Genomic DNA, 14,749 nt, shown 5'->3' on the forward strand with positions numbered 1-14,749 from the left:
AACTTTCATTAACTAAATTTTTTCAGAAACAATGCTTTTTGTCAATCATATATACGAGTACTATATTACATATTACTCTGCATTATTCCACTGTTCCTCTTCTATTATATCTTGTAAATCAGAAAAAAGAATGAAATAACTGTGATAATTTTCTATTTCCCCTTTTTTCTTTGCTGATTCTACAATATATTTGGGACTTCCTGGTTTTTCTTCATCGTATACCGCTAAAAGCGCATCACTTTTTTCAATAAAAAATTGATTTTTTAATTTAAATTGCTCTGGGCTTTCATACTTCCGTTTCGTGATACTATCAACATGGTCTGCTTGAGAAAGAATAAATTCGTAATATTCACGATTATCTTCTTTCCAATTTTCTTCTTGTTCTAAAAACGGAGTGAATACCGCTAATTTTAAATCAGGATATTCTACTTGCATTTCAAAAACAACTTCAGCAGCCCATAATTCTACACCTAATTGGCCACTTATTATAACCCACTCTAAACCATCTTCTACAAAATTGGTTAATTTACGGTGTAATGCTTTCTTTATACACTCCACTCCTGGATGATCATTTTTAAATATTCCAAGTTCAAATGGCTTATATCCTGTTACTGCAATAACTTTCATATCAACACTCCAATTACAAAAAAAGAACTAGCATTTCGCTAGTTCTAACATATCATTTACTTTTTAAACATTCCACCAACGTTTGGTCCGATATTTGGACCGAATGGTGATACGTTTGGTCCAATATTCGGTCCGAATGGTGATACGTTTGGTCCAAACGGAGATACATTTGGTCCTGGACCAAATGGTGATACGTGATGTCCATGATGTCCATGATGTCCATGACCACACGGTCCACATCCGCCACCGAATCCTGGGTCGATTGGGTCCACAACATTTACATTTGAATTTGTTTGTGGGAAGAAGTTTTGGTTTTTAATTTGTTGATGATGTACATGTGTTGTATGTGTTGGGAAAATGTGTGGCACCACCGTTGTTGAAAAAGAGTGTGTTACGCATTGTTTCGTCGGATGAATGACAGGAGCAGTCGTACAAATAGGTCCTGTAGGCTTATGCCCTCCAAAGCAAGGATGACAATGATGCATAGTTTTTTCTCTCCTCTCTCGTTAAAAAAATCTGATTACACTTTACAGTATGAGAAAAGAGAGAAAGCCGTTTGTTATATATACCCATTTATTACAAGGAAATTTGTCTAGTCCTTTATTTCATTTACATTGTTTTTATAGACAATCCTTCAACATCACTTACCAAAAAAGCCTCCAACTTGCTTTACAATACCTGTCACTTGATTCATCGCATTCATCATTTGTCCAGCTGTATTCATCATTTTATTTACATCATAGTTACCATCTGATGTTTTAAATTGAGAAACAAAACTAGAAAACTGGCTTGGCTGTTGTTGCTTTTGCTTACCCTGCGTCGGGTACGGTTGTTTTGGTGGATAAAACATCGCTTGTTGATTAGCATACGGCGATGGTGGTGGCATATAATATTGCGAATTCATATAAGGCTGCTGCTGTGGTTGATTCATGTATGGTTGCTGAGCTTGTGATTGTTGAACTTGATTCACATAAGGTTGCTGCTGTTGTGGTTGTTGAGCTTGATTCATAAAGGACACTTCAAACGGTTGATAATAATTTTGATTTCCATAATAAGGCTCGAAAGGATACATATTATACCGTAAATATGTATCCGTATTATATTGGTACATATTTTGCTGTGCATATGGATTCGTTTGCTGATATACGTTAGGTTGTTGAAACATGCATTCTCTCCTCCTTCACATAAGTTTCTACATATATAATATGTACCTATAAAATAATATGTGTGATGGAATATATGTCTATTTTTGTCGGAAGTTTAAATTTTTAAAAAATTAAAAAAGAAAACCCTTCCATGCTATGATAATTAAGAAGAAGATTCTCATGGGGGAGGAATCAACATGGTATTAGGGGATTTAAAACAAGCGTTTTCTCAAAAAAAGGGGTATTGCACAGAGAATGCAAATGAATTATTAGACTTTGCGAGACATTGGTATCTCGAAGGAAAAATATGCATATCAGATTATCGAACATTAATAAAAGAATTAGAAATAAACGGCGCAACAAAACCTACAACAATGACAGAAGCATAAAAATAACAAGAGGGCTCTCCCTCTTGTTATTTACATTGCTCAACTATATTTTGCAAAGTATACGAAATGGCTTGGTGTGTTTCAAAGAATCGTTTACCTTTACCTTTATTTACAAAGCATTGCAACACATTCGTTTGTAAATTATCGTATACTTGATCAATTTGCTGTACATGTATATACTTTGGCTTTTCTTCTTTAATCCACGTATAAGCTAGTTCTTTCCACTTCTTTAATTCCTCATCTACCATATCTACAAACGGTTTCATATCCTTATAAAAGTCGTATTCAGTTAGTTCTCTTTTTTTTACATTCGCTTCATTATTATACTGCATGAGTTTTTCTGAAGACTGTATTAATGCTTCATTCTTCATTTCTTTCCCACCTTATTATGCACTCACTACGACGTTTTGAAATGTCTTCACCCAATTCCCTTTTTCTTCGTGATGCACTAATTTATTTTCCATATGTTCAATATGCATTTCTGTTATTTCTATCTTATTACATATTTTTTCACTCGCATCCTTTAATGCATGATTCATTCTAATCCCTATATTCATTTCCAGCAAATCGAGAGAACTTAACATTTGATCCATTTTTTTCATTACATCTTCCTTCTGAACCATCGCCATATACAAAACGCCTCCTTCTTTGCTTTTCCTTTGTCATGTAATTTCGCCGAATGATTCACCACTCCTGCCCACATGACAAAACTAGTTGTTATTCGTCAAAGAAATCATTTCGTATGTCATTTATAGAAATGGTAACAATACAAAAAGGAGGTGTATTACAATGGCAAAGAACAAAAATGAAAAAAAGAAAAACCAAAACAAACAACAAAATAAACCCGAGACTGGCAATCCAAAGCTAGATGGTCCAAACTTCCCTGCTACATAAAGCGAGACTTTATTACGAACATTTAAATTTCAAATCATCCTTAATCTCCTACTAGCATTACGTTTTGAAATTAAAGTTGTAGCACGCATAGCAGGATTTTTTCAAATTAAGAAGTCCCGTCTTCAAAATGGAAGACGGGACTTCTTTTTTATTATATCATGAACTCATCGATCCTTTTAGCAAAACGGTTTACGATAGATAGCCTATAGATTTGTTCTCTCTTTCTTCTATACCATTCTGTTATATTAACTTCCCCTTTAGGTTCTTCAAGTACAAATAGCACATTCATTTTCATATTTGCACAAAACCAATCTCTCATTTTTATTTCTCCATGTAAAATAACAGGATAAATATCTCTAAGTGTTGGCGTATAAGACTTTCGAGTTTCCTTTGCGTAAACTTCATAATCTTCTCTAGACCCAGTATGTGTAGTTTGCAGTGCAAACTTATAAAACGAACCATTATAAATTGGATGAAACAATAACCATGCTAATTTTTTTCCTAGTTCTATACGCTTTTGTAACGTTTCAAATTGATAAACCGAAAACCCATACATTCTTCCTTCAATTGTTGGGAAGATAACTGCACTAATATGAAGTCTTTCTTGTACTTTAAAAAGTGCAGTATGGAATACATGTTTTTTAAAATATGTGTTCTCAATGACTGGTTTTTGAATTTTATTTTGTTCATTTATAATAAGCGCTGTCATAAGTCTATTCATATCTCTTCTTTCCCAGAAAAGTAACCATTCTTTTTCCATAAAAATTGATACATTGAAGTATTGCAACAAATGAAAGAGAGGTGCATGTCTCTTCTTACTTTCCTCATACAATAATAGCTGAGGAAATGCATCTAAAAAAATAATCCAATTAGCCTGTTCGTACAGAAGAAATAAATGTTTTTTTACCGTTCTAGGTAAAACAGTAGCATAATATCTCCCTTCTAAATCAGTCATATTCCAGCCCGCATTTCTCGAAACCATACTCGCTAAAAAGGCCCACCTGATTTCACTATTTCTTAAATAATATTCTTGATAAGATTGTGTCCGAGAAATATTGTCCACATTAGCTATTTCTGTTTTCTTTTTAATATTGTGAATGATTGCTTTTTCTTCCTCTATACAAAAATTTTTTTCTCGATTTTGTTTAATTTTCATATAATCATTCCATGTAAACATAAATAAGTCATCATACCTTTCATCAAAAAGGTCACATCTTTTTTCATTTTTTGATATAATCACCTTTGTAAGTAATTCTTAGCAAGTTGGGGGTGGACACACTATGACCATTCGTTACCCAAATGGAAAAAGGTATAATCAAGCTTCACAACCTCAAAAAACACCTATAAAAACACATACTTATAGTAATAGAGGTATGTCCCTTGAAGAGGAATTGAATGAAACAAATCAATATTACTTAACCCATAATATTGCATGTGTACATAAAAAGCCTACACCTCTTCAAATTGTAAAAGTAGATTACCCCGCTCGAAGTGCTGCAGTGGTAAAAGAAGCGTATTTTAAACAACCTTCTACAACAGATTACAACGGTGTATACAAAGGGAAATACATCGATTTTGAAGCAAAGGAAACCAAAAATAAAACTAGTTTCCCACTTCAAAACTTCCACCTTCATCAAATTGAACATATGAAGCAAGTGGTTGCTCATAATGGAATTGCATTTGTTATTATTAAATTTACACTTTTTGATGAATTTTATTTACTAGATGCAAAACATATTATTGCATTTTGGAATCGTCAAAATACTGGTGGACGCAAGTCGATTACGAAAGAAGAAATAGAAGAGCATGGATCCTTATTATCATGCGGTTATCACCCTCGGATTGACTATATCCGTGTACTAGACATGGTTTATTTTTCGTGATAGAGTCATCACTAAGGCTCTTTTTTCGACTTTTGGGGGAGAGAATGAAAGGTAGGAGAAAGTATAATGTCAGATAATTATCGTTCTCGTACAGAACGAAATCATGTGAAAAATCAAGAGAAAAAAACACATAAAGAAGAAAAACCAAAGAAAAAAGGCTCCTTTTTCAAGAAATTCCTTATAGGTTGTCTACTTCTTGGTATCGTTGGTCTTGTAGCCGGCGTTTCCGCTTTCTTTGTTATGGTAAAGGACGCTCCAAAATTAGACAAATCCAAACTTGTTAATCCTTTATCAACAAAGTTTCTCGATAAAAACGGAAATTTCTTTTATGAATACGGTGCTGAAAAACGAACACATGTTACTTATGATCAAATTCCAAAAGTAGTTGAAAATGCATTTCTTGCAACTGAGGATTCGCGTTTCTATGATCATAATGGAATTGATTTTAAACGAACTACAAAAGCAGTTATGGAAAATGTCACTGGTGGTTTCGGTTCCCAAGGTGGTAGTACGATTACACAGCAAGTCGTTAAAAACTACTTTCTAACGATGGACAAAACTGCTAAAAGAAAAGTGCAAGAATGGTACTTATCTTACAAATTAGAGCAACAATACTCTAAACATGAGATTTTAGAAATGTACTTAAATAAGATTAATTTAGGTAACCGTTCATACGGTATTGCGACAGCAGCGCAAAAATATTATGGTAAAGATTTAAAAGACTTGCAATTACATGAAGCTGCTATGCTCGCTGGTTTACCCCAAGGTCCAAACATTTATGATCCAACAAAAAAGGAAAATGTTGAACGAGCAACAAATCGTCGTAATGTCGTATTATCATTAATGAATCGACATGGTTATATAACAAAAGAAGAAATGAATAACGCCGTTAAGATTCCAGTAACTGAGGGCCTTCAACCGTCTTCAGAAGTAACTGAGATGAAGTATCAAGCATTTTTAGATGCGGTTGTAAAAGAAGTTGAAAAAGAATATCCTGATGTAAATATCGGTTCAGATGGTTTAACGATTCATACAACACTTGATCAAGATGCTCAAGATTACGCCGACAAAATTATGGATGGCAATCTTATTAAGTATCCGGACGATCAATTCCAAGGGTCATTCGTATTTATGGATACACAGTCTGGAGAAGTTCGAGCAATTGGTGCTGGACGTAAAGAAAGTAAGTCTACTTTCAAAGGTCATAATATGGCAACTGATTTAAAACGCCAAGTTGGTTCAACAATGAAACCAATTTTCGACTACGGCCCGGCAATTGAAAATTTACAATGGTCTACATACCATCAATTAAACGACTCAGAGTATACGTATTCCAATGGTAAGAAAATACAAAATGCAACAAAGAGTTACAAAGGTGACGTTTCACTACGTGAAGCTTTGAAAAAGTCATTAAACATTCCAGCTTTAAAGACAGCACAAACAGTTGGTCTTAATAAGTCAAAAGAATTTGCTGAAGGTTTAGGCATGACCTTTAAAGAAGGAAAAGTCTACGAATCAACAGCAATCGGTAGTAACGATAGTTCTCCATTAGAAGTAGCAGGTGCATATGCAACCTTTGGTAATAGTGGTAACTATAATAAACCACACTTCGTAAAAGAAGTAACCTTCCCGGACGGGAAAAAGAAAAGCTTTAAACCGAAAGAACATCGCGCAATGCAAGACTATACAGCTTATATGGTTACTGACGTTCTTCGTGACGTAGTAAAACCTGGTTCTGGTGGTACAGGTCCAACAGCATACGTTTCAGGTGTTGACGTAGCAGGTAAAACAGGAACACAAAACTTTGATGAATCAGTTCTTCAAAAATATGACATCCCAGCTGATGCAAACAGAGATAGCTGGTTTGCTGGATATACGCCACAATACACAATGGCTGTTTGGACCGGTTACGAAAAAGATGGTCCAAAAAATTATGTTAGCGATCGCTCCACTAGAATTGCACAGCAAATGTTCCAAGTAATGATGAGCAAATTCGCTACAGATAAATCACGCTTTGAACGTCCTTCTTCTGTACAAGAAATAAACGGAGAGTTATACGTAAAAGGTGCGAAAAAAGATGCAATTAAACAAATTAAAGTAGATGCCCCTAGTGGTCTGAATGTCACTTTTGATGGCGCTAGCACAGTTACACTAAACTGGTCTGGACCAGCAGAAGTTGATGCATATGCAGCCAGCTATAAAGCAACTGACGGTTCAAGTGGTAGCCTATCAATAAGTGGTACGACAGCTACTCTTGGTGGTATTAAACCAGGTGTTACTTACAGCTTCTCTGTAGTAGCGAAAAAAGGTACTGGCACAAGCCCAGCAGTTGGTGCATCCTTCACTGCGCCTGGCGGAACTCCAGATGCAAAAAAAGCTGAAGAAGAGGCTAAGAAAAAGGCCGATGAAGAAGCTAAGAAAAAAGCTGATGAGGAAGCCCAGAAAAAGGCTAATGAAGATAAAGTAAAACAAGACGAAGCTAAGAAAAAGGCTGAAGAAGAGGCTAAGAAACAACAAGAACAGCAACAGCAAGAACAACAACGTAAACAGCAAGAAGAAGCTCAAAAGAAAGCTGATGAGGAAGCTAGAAGGAAAGCTGAAGAAGAAGCTAAGAAAAAAGCTGAAGAAGAAGCTAAGAAGAAAGCTGAAGAAGAGGCCAAGAAAAAAGCTGAAGAAGAGGCTAAGAAACAACAAGAACAGCAACACCAAAATCCCGGAGGAGATACACCTCACGCAGACGGTGCTGTTGTTACAACAGAGTCCTAATATACAAAAAAAGAAGTCCGTTTCTCTTAACGAGAAGCGGACTTCTTTTTTGTTATCATTTTCTTTACATACAGCTTTTCTATTTCGATATACAACTGCGCTAATTGAATATAAGAATGATAATTACTCGGTTTCTTTATAATGAATGAATATCTTTCCATAAAATTAACAGGTTGCACTTTTAATTTATTCGTATTTATTTGCATTTCATTCAAACTATGAACAGGTTGTTCATTTAGCCAATAGACAACCGATAACAAGTGAGCTGCAAAAAGAATCATTGGTCCCTCAGCCTCTTGCTTATTTCTATTTCGAAACAGTATAGCAATGTCTTCATGCTTATTTTTCCATACATTCAACATCGCTGGAATGCTGTTTTCAATTTCCTTCCATGGCTCATACTGTCTTTCAATATCAAATATAAAGTAAGTATTTTGTATTATCTCTTCAAAAGAATTGTCTGTATGATACTTAATTAAATTTACACTTTCTTTAAAAAATGGTAAACAGTGAAATTCTTTCGGTATTTCTATAACTCGTTCCATCCTTTATTTCACCTTCATTCGCTTCTTTCCTTCACGACATACTTCTAACAGTCTGCATTCCTCACATTGCGGTCGTTGTGCTTTACAATGATAACGTCCAAAGAAAATCATACGATGATGTGTAACTCCCCACTCATCCATTGGTACTTTCTTCATTAATGTTTTTTCTACTTCTAACACAGAGTCTTTCCATCTACACATAGCTAATCGTTTACTCACTCGCTCCACATGTGTATCAACAGCAATTGCCGGAATTCCAAACGCTACGGAAACTACAACATTCGCTGTTTTCCTTCCTACACCTGGTAATTTCGTAAGTTCATCTCGATCGTTCGGTACTTCTCCATTATAGTCATCTAATAACATTCGGCATAATTTTTGAATGTTTTTTGCTTTATTTCTATACAATCCGATAGAGCGTATATCTTGTTGTAATTCTTCTAGAGAAACACTTAAATAATCTTCTGGTGTTTTATATTTTTGAAATAAATTTCTTGTCACTTTATTTACAAGTACATCCGTACATTGTGCAGATAACGCCACCGCGATTACAAGTTCAAATGGATTATCATGAATCAATTCACAATGTGCTTCTGGATACATATCCGCCATTGTGTCTAAACAATAACGGATTTGCGTTTTGTTAAGCATATTTTTCCTCCTATATTACTGCTCCAACCAATTATAAAAAGGCACTTTTCCAGTAAATTTCGTCTCTTGTTTTGTCATTTGTTGTGCCCTTTGTTGATTCGCTCTAAATTTTTGACCTTGATTTTGAGCCTGATCTACCGTTTTAATTCCATTCTTTTTCCACTCAAATAAAATACGATCAATATATCGGAAATTTAGTTTTCCACTCATTACAGCTTCTCTAAGAGCCGCTTGAATTAAATTTGGATGATGTTGATCTTGGTCCTCCCACATCCCTAACGTTTCACATTCGAACGGCGAAAGTGGTCTTCCAAATTCTTTTTCAAATACTGTATATAAATTTACTTGTAGCTGTTTTTTTTCTTTTTGCTCTTCCTCTATTGATTCATCCATTAAGAAATGTAATATTTTTTCCCATAACGGTTGTAAAGAATAACTTTCGCACATCATCGCTTCTGATCTTTGTCCACCTTCTAGTGATAAAAAACCTTTTTGAATCAACGTCTGAATTACTTCCATACATTTCATTTCCGTTATCGTCATCCGTTCAGAAATCTCTGAAGGAGTCGGAAACGAATTACCTGATTCTAAAAATGTGTGTACATGAAGTACAACCATAAATTCCGTCTCATTTAAACCTAATTTTTTATAATGCATCATAAGCAATTTTGGAATTGCAATGCTTCCCTGCTCAAACCACTGTAACATCATTTTCTTTTTCATCACCAAACACCTCGCTCTCTAGTATAACACACCTTTAGCTATTTCTTTTTGCCACAATCCGTCAAAAAAACCTCCCCATTAATAGGGAGGTTTTTTATATTACATGAATGAAATATAAAATTAAGCTTGCACTTTACTTTTCATAAATGTATGGATGCGCTCTAATGCTTTCTCTACTTGTTCAAGAGATGTCGCATATGATAAACGAACATTATTTGGAGCACCAAATCCTGTACCTGGTACAAGAGCCACTTTTTCCTCTTCTAATAGAGCTTTTGCCCAATCATCAACTGTTGCATATCCTGATAAAGCTACAGCTTCTTTTACGTTAGGGAATAAGTAAAATGCCCCTTGCGGTTTAATACAAGTAAAGCCAGGGATTTGAATTAATTTATCATAAATGATGTTTAATCTCTCTTCAAAGGCTTGACGCATTGTTTCCACAGGTTCTTGTGAGCCTGCATATGCCGCAATTGCGCCGTATTGAGCGATTGAAGTAGGGTTTGACGTACTATGACTCGCTAAATTCGTCATTGCTTTAATAAGCTGCTTATTTCCTGCAGCATATCCAATACGCCATCCTGTCATAGAATGAGATTTAGATACACCATTAATAATAAGTGTTTGTTCTTTTAATGCATTAGAAAGCTGGGCAATTGAAGTATATTCTACGCCACCATAAATTAATTTTTCATAAATTTCATCAGAAACGATTAAAATATCATGTTCTAAACATACTTCTCCAAGCTGTTGTAATTCTTCTTTGCTATAAATCATTCCTGTTGGATTGCTCGGTGAATTAATAATAACTGCTTTCGTTTTCTCTGTAATTGCCTCACGCAGCTGCTTTGCTGTAATTTTGTACTCATTGTCTTCTAAACCTTCTACATAAACCGGCTTACCGCCAGCAAGCTTTACTTGCTCTGGATAGCTTACCCAGTAAGGAGTTGGGATGATAACTTCATCTCCCTCATCAAGTAATACTTGGAATAATGTATATAATGCATGCTTTGCACCATTACATACAATAATTTCAGATGGATCATACGCAATACCTTGATCGCGAGTAAATTTCTTCACAATTTCTTGTTTTAACGATTGTAATCCACCTGTTGGTGTATACTTCGTATGCCCTTCTAACATCGCTTTATGTGCAGCATCCATAATATGCTCTGGTGTATTAAAGTCAGGTTCCCCTGCCCCTAATCCAATTACATCATGACCCTCTGCTTTTAATGCTTGTGCCTTTGCTGTAATTTCTAAAGTTGAAGACGGTGTTAAAGCAGCTACTCGCTTTGCTAATTTCATTTGTAGTTCCCCCTACATCTATTTTTCAATGCTATATCGTCTTAAAAATTTTCCATCTTTAAATTCAAGATAGTAATAACTATAACGATTGTCATCATCAATATATGTAACTTCCCATAGTGGTACATCATTTTCAAAGCCTAATTTCACTTTCATAATCTCTTTCGGCTTACTTTTTGATTCCTTACTTTCATTGCCGACTTGCTCTATTGTTCTTTGTATAGCCTCTTTTTCAGAAATACCTTCGCTCTTTTTCCTTACTACAGTATCCCCTTTTTTCTCAGGCACCCAAACGATAAGTTGTTCTCCCTTTTCATCTGTACCTTGCACGACTATATATGCAGATTTTCCGTTGTAATAATCAACAGATTTCACCTTTGTAAGCTTTGCTTTTTCTTTAGCAATTTCTACAAATTTCGACTCTTTTGGAATTTTCTTTCCCATCGCTTTATTATAAACATACGCCCCATATATTCCGCTAGCAACGATAACAATAATGATTGCAAAGATCCACTTTTTCATTGTATCACTACGTTCTGTAAATCGTAAATACAGCTGTTTCTTTATCTTTTTCGTCTAATGCTAGTCCGAACATGAGGTCCTGCTCTTTTAACGTACGATTTAAACTATCAACAATTTTATACAAATCCGACGAATATTTAATACGCGTCGTTGATAGTACTTCGATTTTCTTATCCATGAAAAAACTCCTCCGTTACACAAAAATTTCTAATTATAGAAGAACGCAATGCGGTTACAATAAGAGTACATTCTTTACAACCCCTGCTTCATCACCCATCTATTATAGCAGGACATGTACAGCAAAAAAAGGTTTCAAGTCGAAAACCAACACATTTTGTATACAAGAAGTAAGAAAAATAAAATTCCTCCTACCCACATTTTTTACGCCTGAAGTTTATAAGTACTTCAGGCGTATTTTTCTTCCATTTTTATTCATTTGATGGTTCTTCTAATTGTACTAACAATTCTTCTAATGGTCCTTCATAAAGAGGTACGTTAGGAATCGATTGTAGAAATCGTTTTCCATAGGAAGAACTCGTCAAACGACGATCTAACACTACTACCGTTCCTGTATCTGTATTCGTTCGAATTAAGCGGCCGAATCCTTGTTTGAAACGTAATATTGCTTGTGGGAGCGCTAATTTAGCGAATACATCTTCACCTTGATTTTTTAGCCACTCACCTTTCGCTTCCATCATCGGCTGATGAGGTGGTGTAAATGGTAGACGGACTATAACAAGACAACTTAAGGCATCTCCAGGAATATCTATTCCTTCCCAGAAACTGCTCGTCCCTAATAAAATTGATTTGTCGAACTCTTGAAACTTTCGAATTAAGCGGCTTCGACTTCTATTATTCACACTTTGGGTGAGTAATAAATAACCCTCTAATTCATCATTATTTTTTAAATTCGCATACGCTTCTTTTAACATTTCATACGAAGTGAATAAAACGAGCATTCTGCCTTTTGTGGCTTTTGCTATCTTTGCAATATGTTCCGATACAGATTCAATATATCGCTCATTACTTACTTGCTTAATAAAAGGTACATCCGTTGAAACCATTAATTTCATCTGTTCATCATAACGAAATGGTGACGGAACCTTTAATGTATTTGGAGCGAAATCATGTAAACCAAGTTCCTCTTTTATATAATCAAACGTATCGTTAACTGTTAGTGTTGCGGATGTAAAAATAACACTCTTTTTTTCTGTTAAAAATTCATCAGCAAATCTTTCACCAATATGGACAGGCTGTGCGTATAGAACTGTTGAATGAATCGTCCCTTTCGTTTCAGTCTCCATCCAAGTTACATACGAATTCTTTTCTAATACGAGTAACTGTAATGATTCTGCCATCTTTCTCAGCAACTCAATTAAATGCATAAATTCACCTGTTACAACATGCATCTCCCATTCTAACTTACTTTGCAATATATCCACTTGCTTCTCAAGAGCAGTTACTACCCTTCTTAATTCATATATAAAACGATTTGTTAATTCGACGATACTATCCCACAACTTACCTTTTTCTAGTTCTGCGTTATACCTATAGATGAGCGGCATATTATTCGTTCCTTGCTCTTGCTTTGTTTGTTTAAATATAAAAGTACGTAACATTTGGAAGAGTTCATCCGCATCAAACTTAAGTTCCTTCAAACTATAACTTATCATACGGAAAGTTGAACGAGATGCTTGCTCTGATTTTTTCATCATTTTATATACTTTGGAGAGTACATCTTCTGTTTCTAGCGTCCCAAGACGAGATATAACCAATTGAAAATACATACAAGAGAACTGTTCACCCAATGTTCTACTCGCAGCTTCTTCAATATGGTGAGCTTCATCAAAAATAATATGTTCGCATGAAGCAAACAACGGTTCTTCACTTGAAAAATCTTGAAATAATAACGCATGATTTGTAATAACGATATCTGCAAATAAAGCTTTATTCTTCGCTCGCTGATAAAAACAACGACTAAACCAATTACTTTGCATACCGCCTGGACTATACGCATCGCTACAAATACGATTCCAAAGTAACTTTCCGCCCTCAGGAATATTTAATTCGTCTCGATCACCTGTTTCAGTTTGCAATAGCCAAACTAAAATCTTCGCCTTCGTAAGTGCCATATCATAATTTTTTTCTTCCTCTTGCAAAGCATACTCAAATTTATGTAAGCATAAATAATGCTTTCTTCCTTTTAGAAGAGCTGCCTCAAATGAAAATGGCATTATTTTTTGTAATAACGGAATTTCTTTTTCTAATATTTGTTGTTGGAGTTGTACCGTTTGTGTACTTATAATGACAGGTTCTTCTTTTCTCTTTGCAAAATAAAGACTAGGAAGCAAATAAGCAAGAGTCTTTCCTGTTCCTGTACCCGCTTCAATTAGTGAAAAACGAGAATCTCTTAACGCCGTATATATCTCTTTCATCATCAGTTGTTGACTTTCTCTTCTTTCAAACTTTGGCATATGTGATTCCAATTTATCCATCGTTTTATTCAAGAAAGCATCAAACTTTGATGAACACGTTTCTCCAAGGTTTAAGGAATAGTTCCGCTTTTTCAGCGCAATATTTCGATGTATTTCATACTCCGCTATATCTTCTTTACCGTGCATTACTTTCTTTAAAATATTTTCAGAAAGCACATCAGCTATATCGCTTTGGAACACATCACTTAATTCATAAAGCGATTGCAACGTGACAAGTGGTAACTTTTCAATTTCATTTAAAAATTGTAAAAATAATTCCGCTGTTGCAAGAGCATCACTATCCGCACGATGTGGTTGATCGTGCTCTAGTTCATGCTTCTTAGCTAAATCACGTAATTTATAACTATCGGCTGTCGGCAAAAGAATTTGAGCCAATTCAACCGTGTCGATTTTCGGACAATGTATTTCTGTATATCCAGCTTGCCTTAATTCTTCATTTAAAAAATTCCAATCAAAGTGAACATTATGCGCAACGAAAGCCGCACCTTGTAATAGCTCAACAATCATCGGGGCTACATCTTGAAATAACGGGGCTTGTTTTACAAGACTTTCATCAATCCCTGTTAATTCTGTAATAAATGGTGGGATCTCTCTCTTTGGGTTAACAAAAGACGAAAAAATCTCCAATATCTCTCCATCTTCTACTACAACAGCTGCAATTTGGGTAATTTTATCCTTCCCATCTTTCCAGGAGTTCCCTGTCGTCTCTAAATCAACAACGACATAACGCTTACTCATATATGTAACACCTCAATTTCTTACCTTTCAAACAACAATAATTTATATAATGTTACTATACCA

17 protein-coding genes are annotated in these 14,749 nt (G+C 35.0%); 4 read left to right on the forward strand and 13 right to left on the reverse strand.

Features of this window, described 5'->3' with window-relative positions; translation table 11 throughout:
* Nucleotides 1-72 precede the first annotated feature (72 nt).
* The 3 genes from AU379_RS15905 to AU379_RS15915 form a co-directional block, all read right to left on the reverse strand.
* Nucleotides 73-627 (reverse strand): DUF1273 domain-containing protein, encoded by a 555-nt coding sequence (locus AU379_RS15905; RefSeq protein WP_000862915.1) that lies wholly within the window; start codon nucleotides 625-627, stop codon nucleotides 73-75.
* 56 nt (nucleotides 628-683) lie between these two features.
* Nucleotides 684-1,112 (reverse strand): CotD family spore coat protein, encoded by a 429-nt coding sequence (locus AU379_RS15910; RefSeq protein WP_000546268.1) that lies wholly within the window; start codon nucleotides 1,110-1,112, stop codon nucleotides 684-686.
* Between the two features lie 155 nt (nucleotides 1,113-1,267).
* Complete coding sequence (locus tag AU379_RS15915; RefSeq protein ID WP_030024706.1) at nucleotides 1,268-1,792, reverse strand: YppG family protein; 525 nt, start codon at nucleotides 1,790-1,792, stop codon at nucleotides 1,268-1,270.
* 177 nt (nucleotides 1,793-1,969) lie between these two features.
* Between AU379_RS15915 and AU379_RS15920 the strand changes: the two genes are divergently transcribed.
* A complete protein-coding gene (locus AU379_RS15920; protein WP_000242652.1) occupies nucleotides 1,970-2,161 on the forward strand; it encodes a YppF family protein in 192 nt (63 codons plus the stop codon).
* A gap of 26 nt (nucleotides 2,162-2,187) precedes the next feature.
* Here AU379_RS15920 and AU379_RS15925 read toward each other — a convergent pair whose 3' ends face one another.
* Nucleotides 2,188-2,532 (reverse strand): YppE family protein, encoded by a 345-nt coding sequence (locus AU379_RS15925; RefSeq protein ID WP_000786940.1) that lies wholly within the window; start codon nucleotides 2,530-2,532, stop codon nucleotides 2,188-2,190.
* 15 nt (nucleotides 2,533-2,547) lie between these two features.
* Complete coding sequence (locus tag AU379_RS15930; RefSeq protein WP_001252036.1) at nucleotides 2,548-2,790, reverse strand: hypothetical protein; 243 nt, start codon at nucleotides 2,788-2,790, stop codon at nucleotides 2,548-2,550.
* A gap of 85 nt (nucleotides 2,791-2,875) precedes the next feature.
* On the opposite strand from AU379_RS15930, the gene AU379_RS31230 reads away from it, so the two are divergent.
* A complete protein-coding gene (locus tag AU379_RS31230; RefSeq protein ID WP_001987054.1) occupies nucleotides 2,876-3,055 on the forward strand; it encodes a hypothetical protein in 180 nt (59 codons plus the stop codon).
* 151 nt (nucleotides 3,056-3,206) lie between these two features.
* Here AU379_RS31230 and AU379_RS15935 read toward each other — a convergent pair whose 3' ends face one another.
* Nucleotides 3,207-4,232, reverse strand: a complete 1,026-nt coding sequence (locus tag AU379_RS15935; protein ID WP_000495651.1) for a DUF2515 domain-containing protein — start codon at nucleotides 4,230-4,232, stop codon at nucleotides 3,207-3,209.
* 103 nt (nucleotides 4,233-4,335) lie between these two features.
* Between AU379_RS15935 and recU the strand changes: the two genes are divergently transcribed.
* On the forward strand, nucleotides 4,336-4,938 hold the full coding sequence (gene recU / locus AU379_RS15940) for a Holliday junction resolvase RecU (RefSeq protein WP_000155598.1): 603 nt from the start codon (nucleotides 4,336-4,338) through the stop codon (nucleotides 4,936-4,938).
* A gap of 66 nt (nucleotides 4,939-5,004) precedes the next feature.
* On the forward strand, nucleotides 5,005-7,704 hold the full coding sequence (locus AU379_RS15945; RefSeq protein WP_001283099.1) for a PBP1A family penicillin-binding protein: 2,700 nt from the start codon (nucleotides 5,005-5,007) through the stop codon (nucleotides 7,702-7,704).
* A 26-nt stretch (nucleotides 7,705-7,730) separates the two neighbouring features.
* Here AU379_RS15945 and AU379_RS15950 read toward each other — a convergent pair whose 3' ends face one another.
* From AU379_RS15950 to dinG, 7 genes are all read right to left on the reverse strand, one after another.
* The gene (locus AU379_RS15950) at nucleotides 7,731-8,249 is read right to left on the reverse strand and encodes a YpoC family protein (RefSeq protein ID WP_000442650.1); all 519 of its coding nucleotides are present in this window, start codon (nucleotides 8,247-8,249) and stop codon (nucleotides 7,731-7,733) included.
* A gap of 3 nt (nucleotides 8,250-8,252) precedes the next feature.
* Nucleotides 8,253-8,900, reverse strand: coding sequence for an endonuclease III (nth, locus tag AU379_RS15955; protein ID WP_061139486.1), 648 nt, complete (start codon nucleotides 8,898-8,900; stop codon nucleotides 8,253-8,255).
* A gap of 15 nt (nucleotides 8,901-8,915) precedes the next feature.
* Nucleotides 8,916-9,623: a DNA replication protein DnaD gene (gene dnaD, locus AU379_RS15960; protein WP_000728552.1), complete on the reverse strand. Its 708-nt coding sequence runs from the start codon at nucleotides 9,621-9,623 to the stop codon at nucleotides 8,916-8,918.
* A gap of 120 nt (nucleotides 9,624-9,743) precedes the next feature.
* Nucleotides 9,744-10,931 carry an aspartate transaminase AspB gene (gene aspB, locus AU379_RS15965; protein WP_000761571.1) on the reverse strand — a complete coding sequence of 396 codons (1,188 nt, stop codon included), beginning with the start codon at nucleotides 10,929-10,931 and terminating at the stop codon, nucleotides 9,744-9,746.
* An 18-nt stretch (nucleotides 10,932-10,949) separates the two neighbouring features.
* Nucleotides 10,950-11,453 carry a DUF5590 domain-containing protein gene (locus tag AU379_RS15970; protein ID WP_000758739.1) on the reverse strand — a complete coding sequence of 168 codons (504 nt, stop codon included), beginning with the start codon at nucleotides 11,451-11,453 and terminating at the stop codon, nucleotides 10,950-10,952.
* 7 nt (nucleotides 11,454-11,460) lie between these two features.
* Nucleotides 11,461-11,631 carry a YpmA family protein gene (locus tag AU379_RS15975; RefSeq protein ID WP_000358352.1) on the reverse strand — a complete coding sequence of 57 codons (171 nt, stop codon included), beginning with the start codon at nucleotides 11,629-11,631 and terminating at the stop codon, nucleotides 11,461-11,463.
* A gap of 250 nt (nucleotides 11,632-11,881) precedes the next feature.
* Complete coding sequence (gene dinG / locus AU379_RS15980; RefSeq protein WP_000044957.1) at nucleotides 11,882-14,686, reverse strand: ATP-dependent DNA helicase DinG; 2,805 nt, start codon at nucleotides 14,684-14,686, stop codon at nucleotides 11,882-11,884.
* Nucleotides 14,687-14,749 lie beyond the last annotated feature (63 nt).

This window comes from Bacillus sp. JH7, assembly GCF_001563515.1.
Classification (GTDB): domain Bacteria; phylum Bacillota; class Bacilli; order Bacillales; family Bacillaceae_G; genus Bacillus_A; species Bacillus_A cereus.

What these genes read in the sequence shown, in the direction of transcription:
- dinG (WP_000044957.1), bottom strand. Translation starts at nt 14,686, where the DNA reads ATGAGTAAGCGTTATGTCGTTGTTGATTTAGAGACGACAGGGAACTCC.
- AU379_RS15950 (WP_000442650.1), bottom strand. Translation starts at nt 8,249, where the DNA reads ATGGAACGAGTTATAGAAATACCGAAAGAATTTCACTGTTTACCATTT.
- recU (WP_000155598.1), top strand. Translation starts at nt 4,336, where the DNA reads ATGACCATTCGTTACCCAAATGGAAAAAGGTATAATCAAGCTTCACAA.
- AU379_RS15935 (WP_000495651.1), bottom strand. Translation starts at nt 4,232, where the DNA reads ATGTTTACATGGAATGATTATATGAAAATTAAACAAAATCGAGAAAAA.
- nth (WP_061139486.1), bottom strand. Translation starts at nt 8,900, where the DNA reads ATGCTTAACAAAACGCAAATCCGTTATTGTTTAGACACAATGGCGGAT.
- AU379_RS15925 (WP_000786940.1), bottom strand. Translation starts at nt 2,532, where the DNA reads ATGAAGAATGAAGCATTAATACAGTCTTCAGAAAAACTCATGCAGTAT.
- aspB (WP_000761571.1), bottom strand. Translation starts at nt 10,931, where the DNA reads ATGAAATTAGCAAAGCGAGTAGCTGCTTTAACACCGTCTTCAACTTTA.
- AU379_RS15970 (WP_000758739.1), bottom strand. Translation starts at nt 11,453, where the DNA reads ATGAAAAAGTGGATCTTTGCAATCATTATTGTTATCGTTGCTAGCGGA.
- AU379_RS15930 (WP_001252036.1), bottom strand. Translation starts at nt 2,790, where the DNA reads ATGGCGATGGTTCAGAAGGAAGATGTAATGAAAAAAATGGATCAAATG.
- dnaD (WP_000728552.1), bottom strand. Translation starts at nt 9,623, where the DNA reads ATGAAAAAGAAAATGATGTTACAGTGGTTTGAGCAGGGAAGCATTGCA.
- AU379_RS15910 (WP_000546268.1), bottom strand. Translation starts at nt 1,112, where the DNA reads ATGCATCATTGTCATCCTTGCTTTGGAGGGCATAAGCCTACAGGACCT.
- AU379_RS15975 (WP_000358352.1), bottom strand. Translation starts at nt 11,631, where the DNA reads ATGGATAAGAAAATCGAAGTACTATCAACGACGCGTATTAAATATTCG.
- AU379_RS15905 (WP_000862915.1), bottom strand. Translation starts at nt 627, where the DNA reads ATGAAAGTTATTGCAGTAACAGGATATAAGCCATTTGAACTTGGAATA.
- AU379_RS15915 (WP_030024706.1), bottom strand. Translation starts at nt 1,792, where the DNA reads ATGTTTCAACAACCTAACGTATATCAGCAAACGAATCCATATGCACAG.
- AU379_RS15920 (WP_000242652.1), top strand. Translation starts at nt 1,970, where the DNA reads ATGGTATTAGGGGATTTAAAACAAGCGTTTTCTCAAAAAAAGGGGTAT.
- AU379_RS15945 (WP_001283099.1), top strand. Translation starts at nt 5,005, where the DNA reads ATGTCAGATAATTATCGTTCTCGTACAGAACGAAATCATGTGAAAAAT.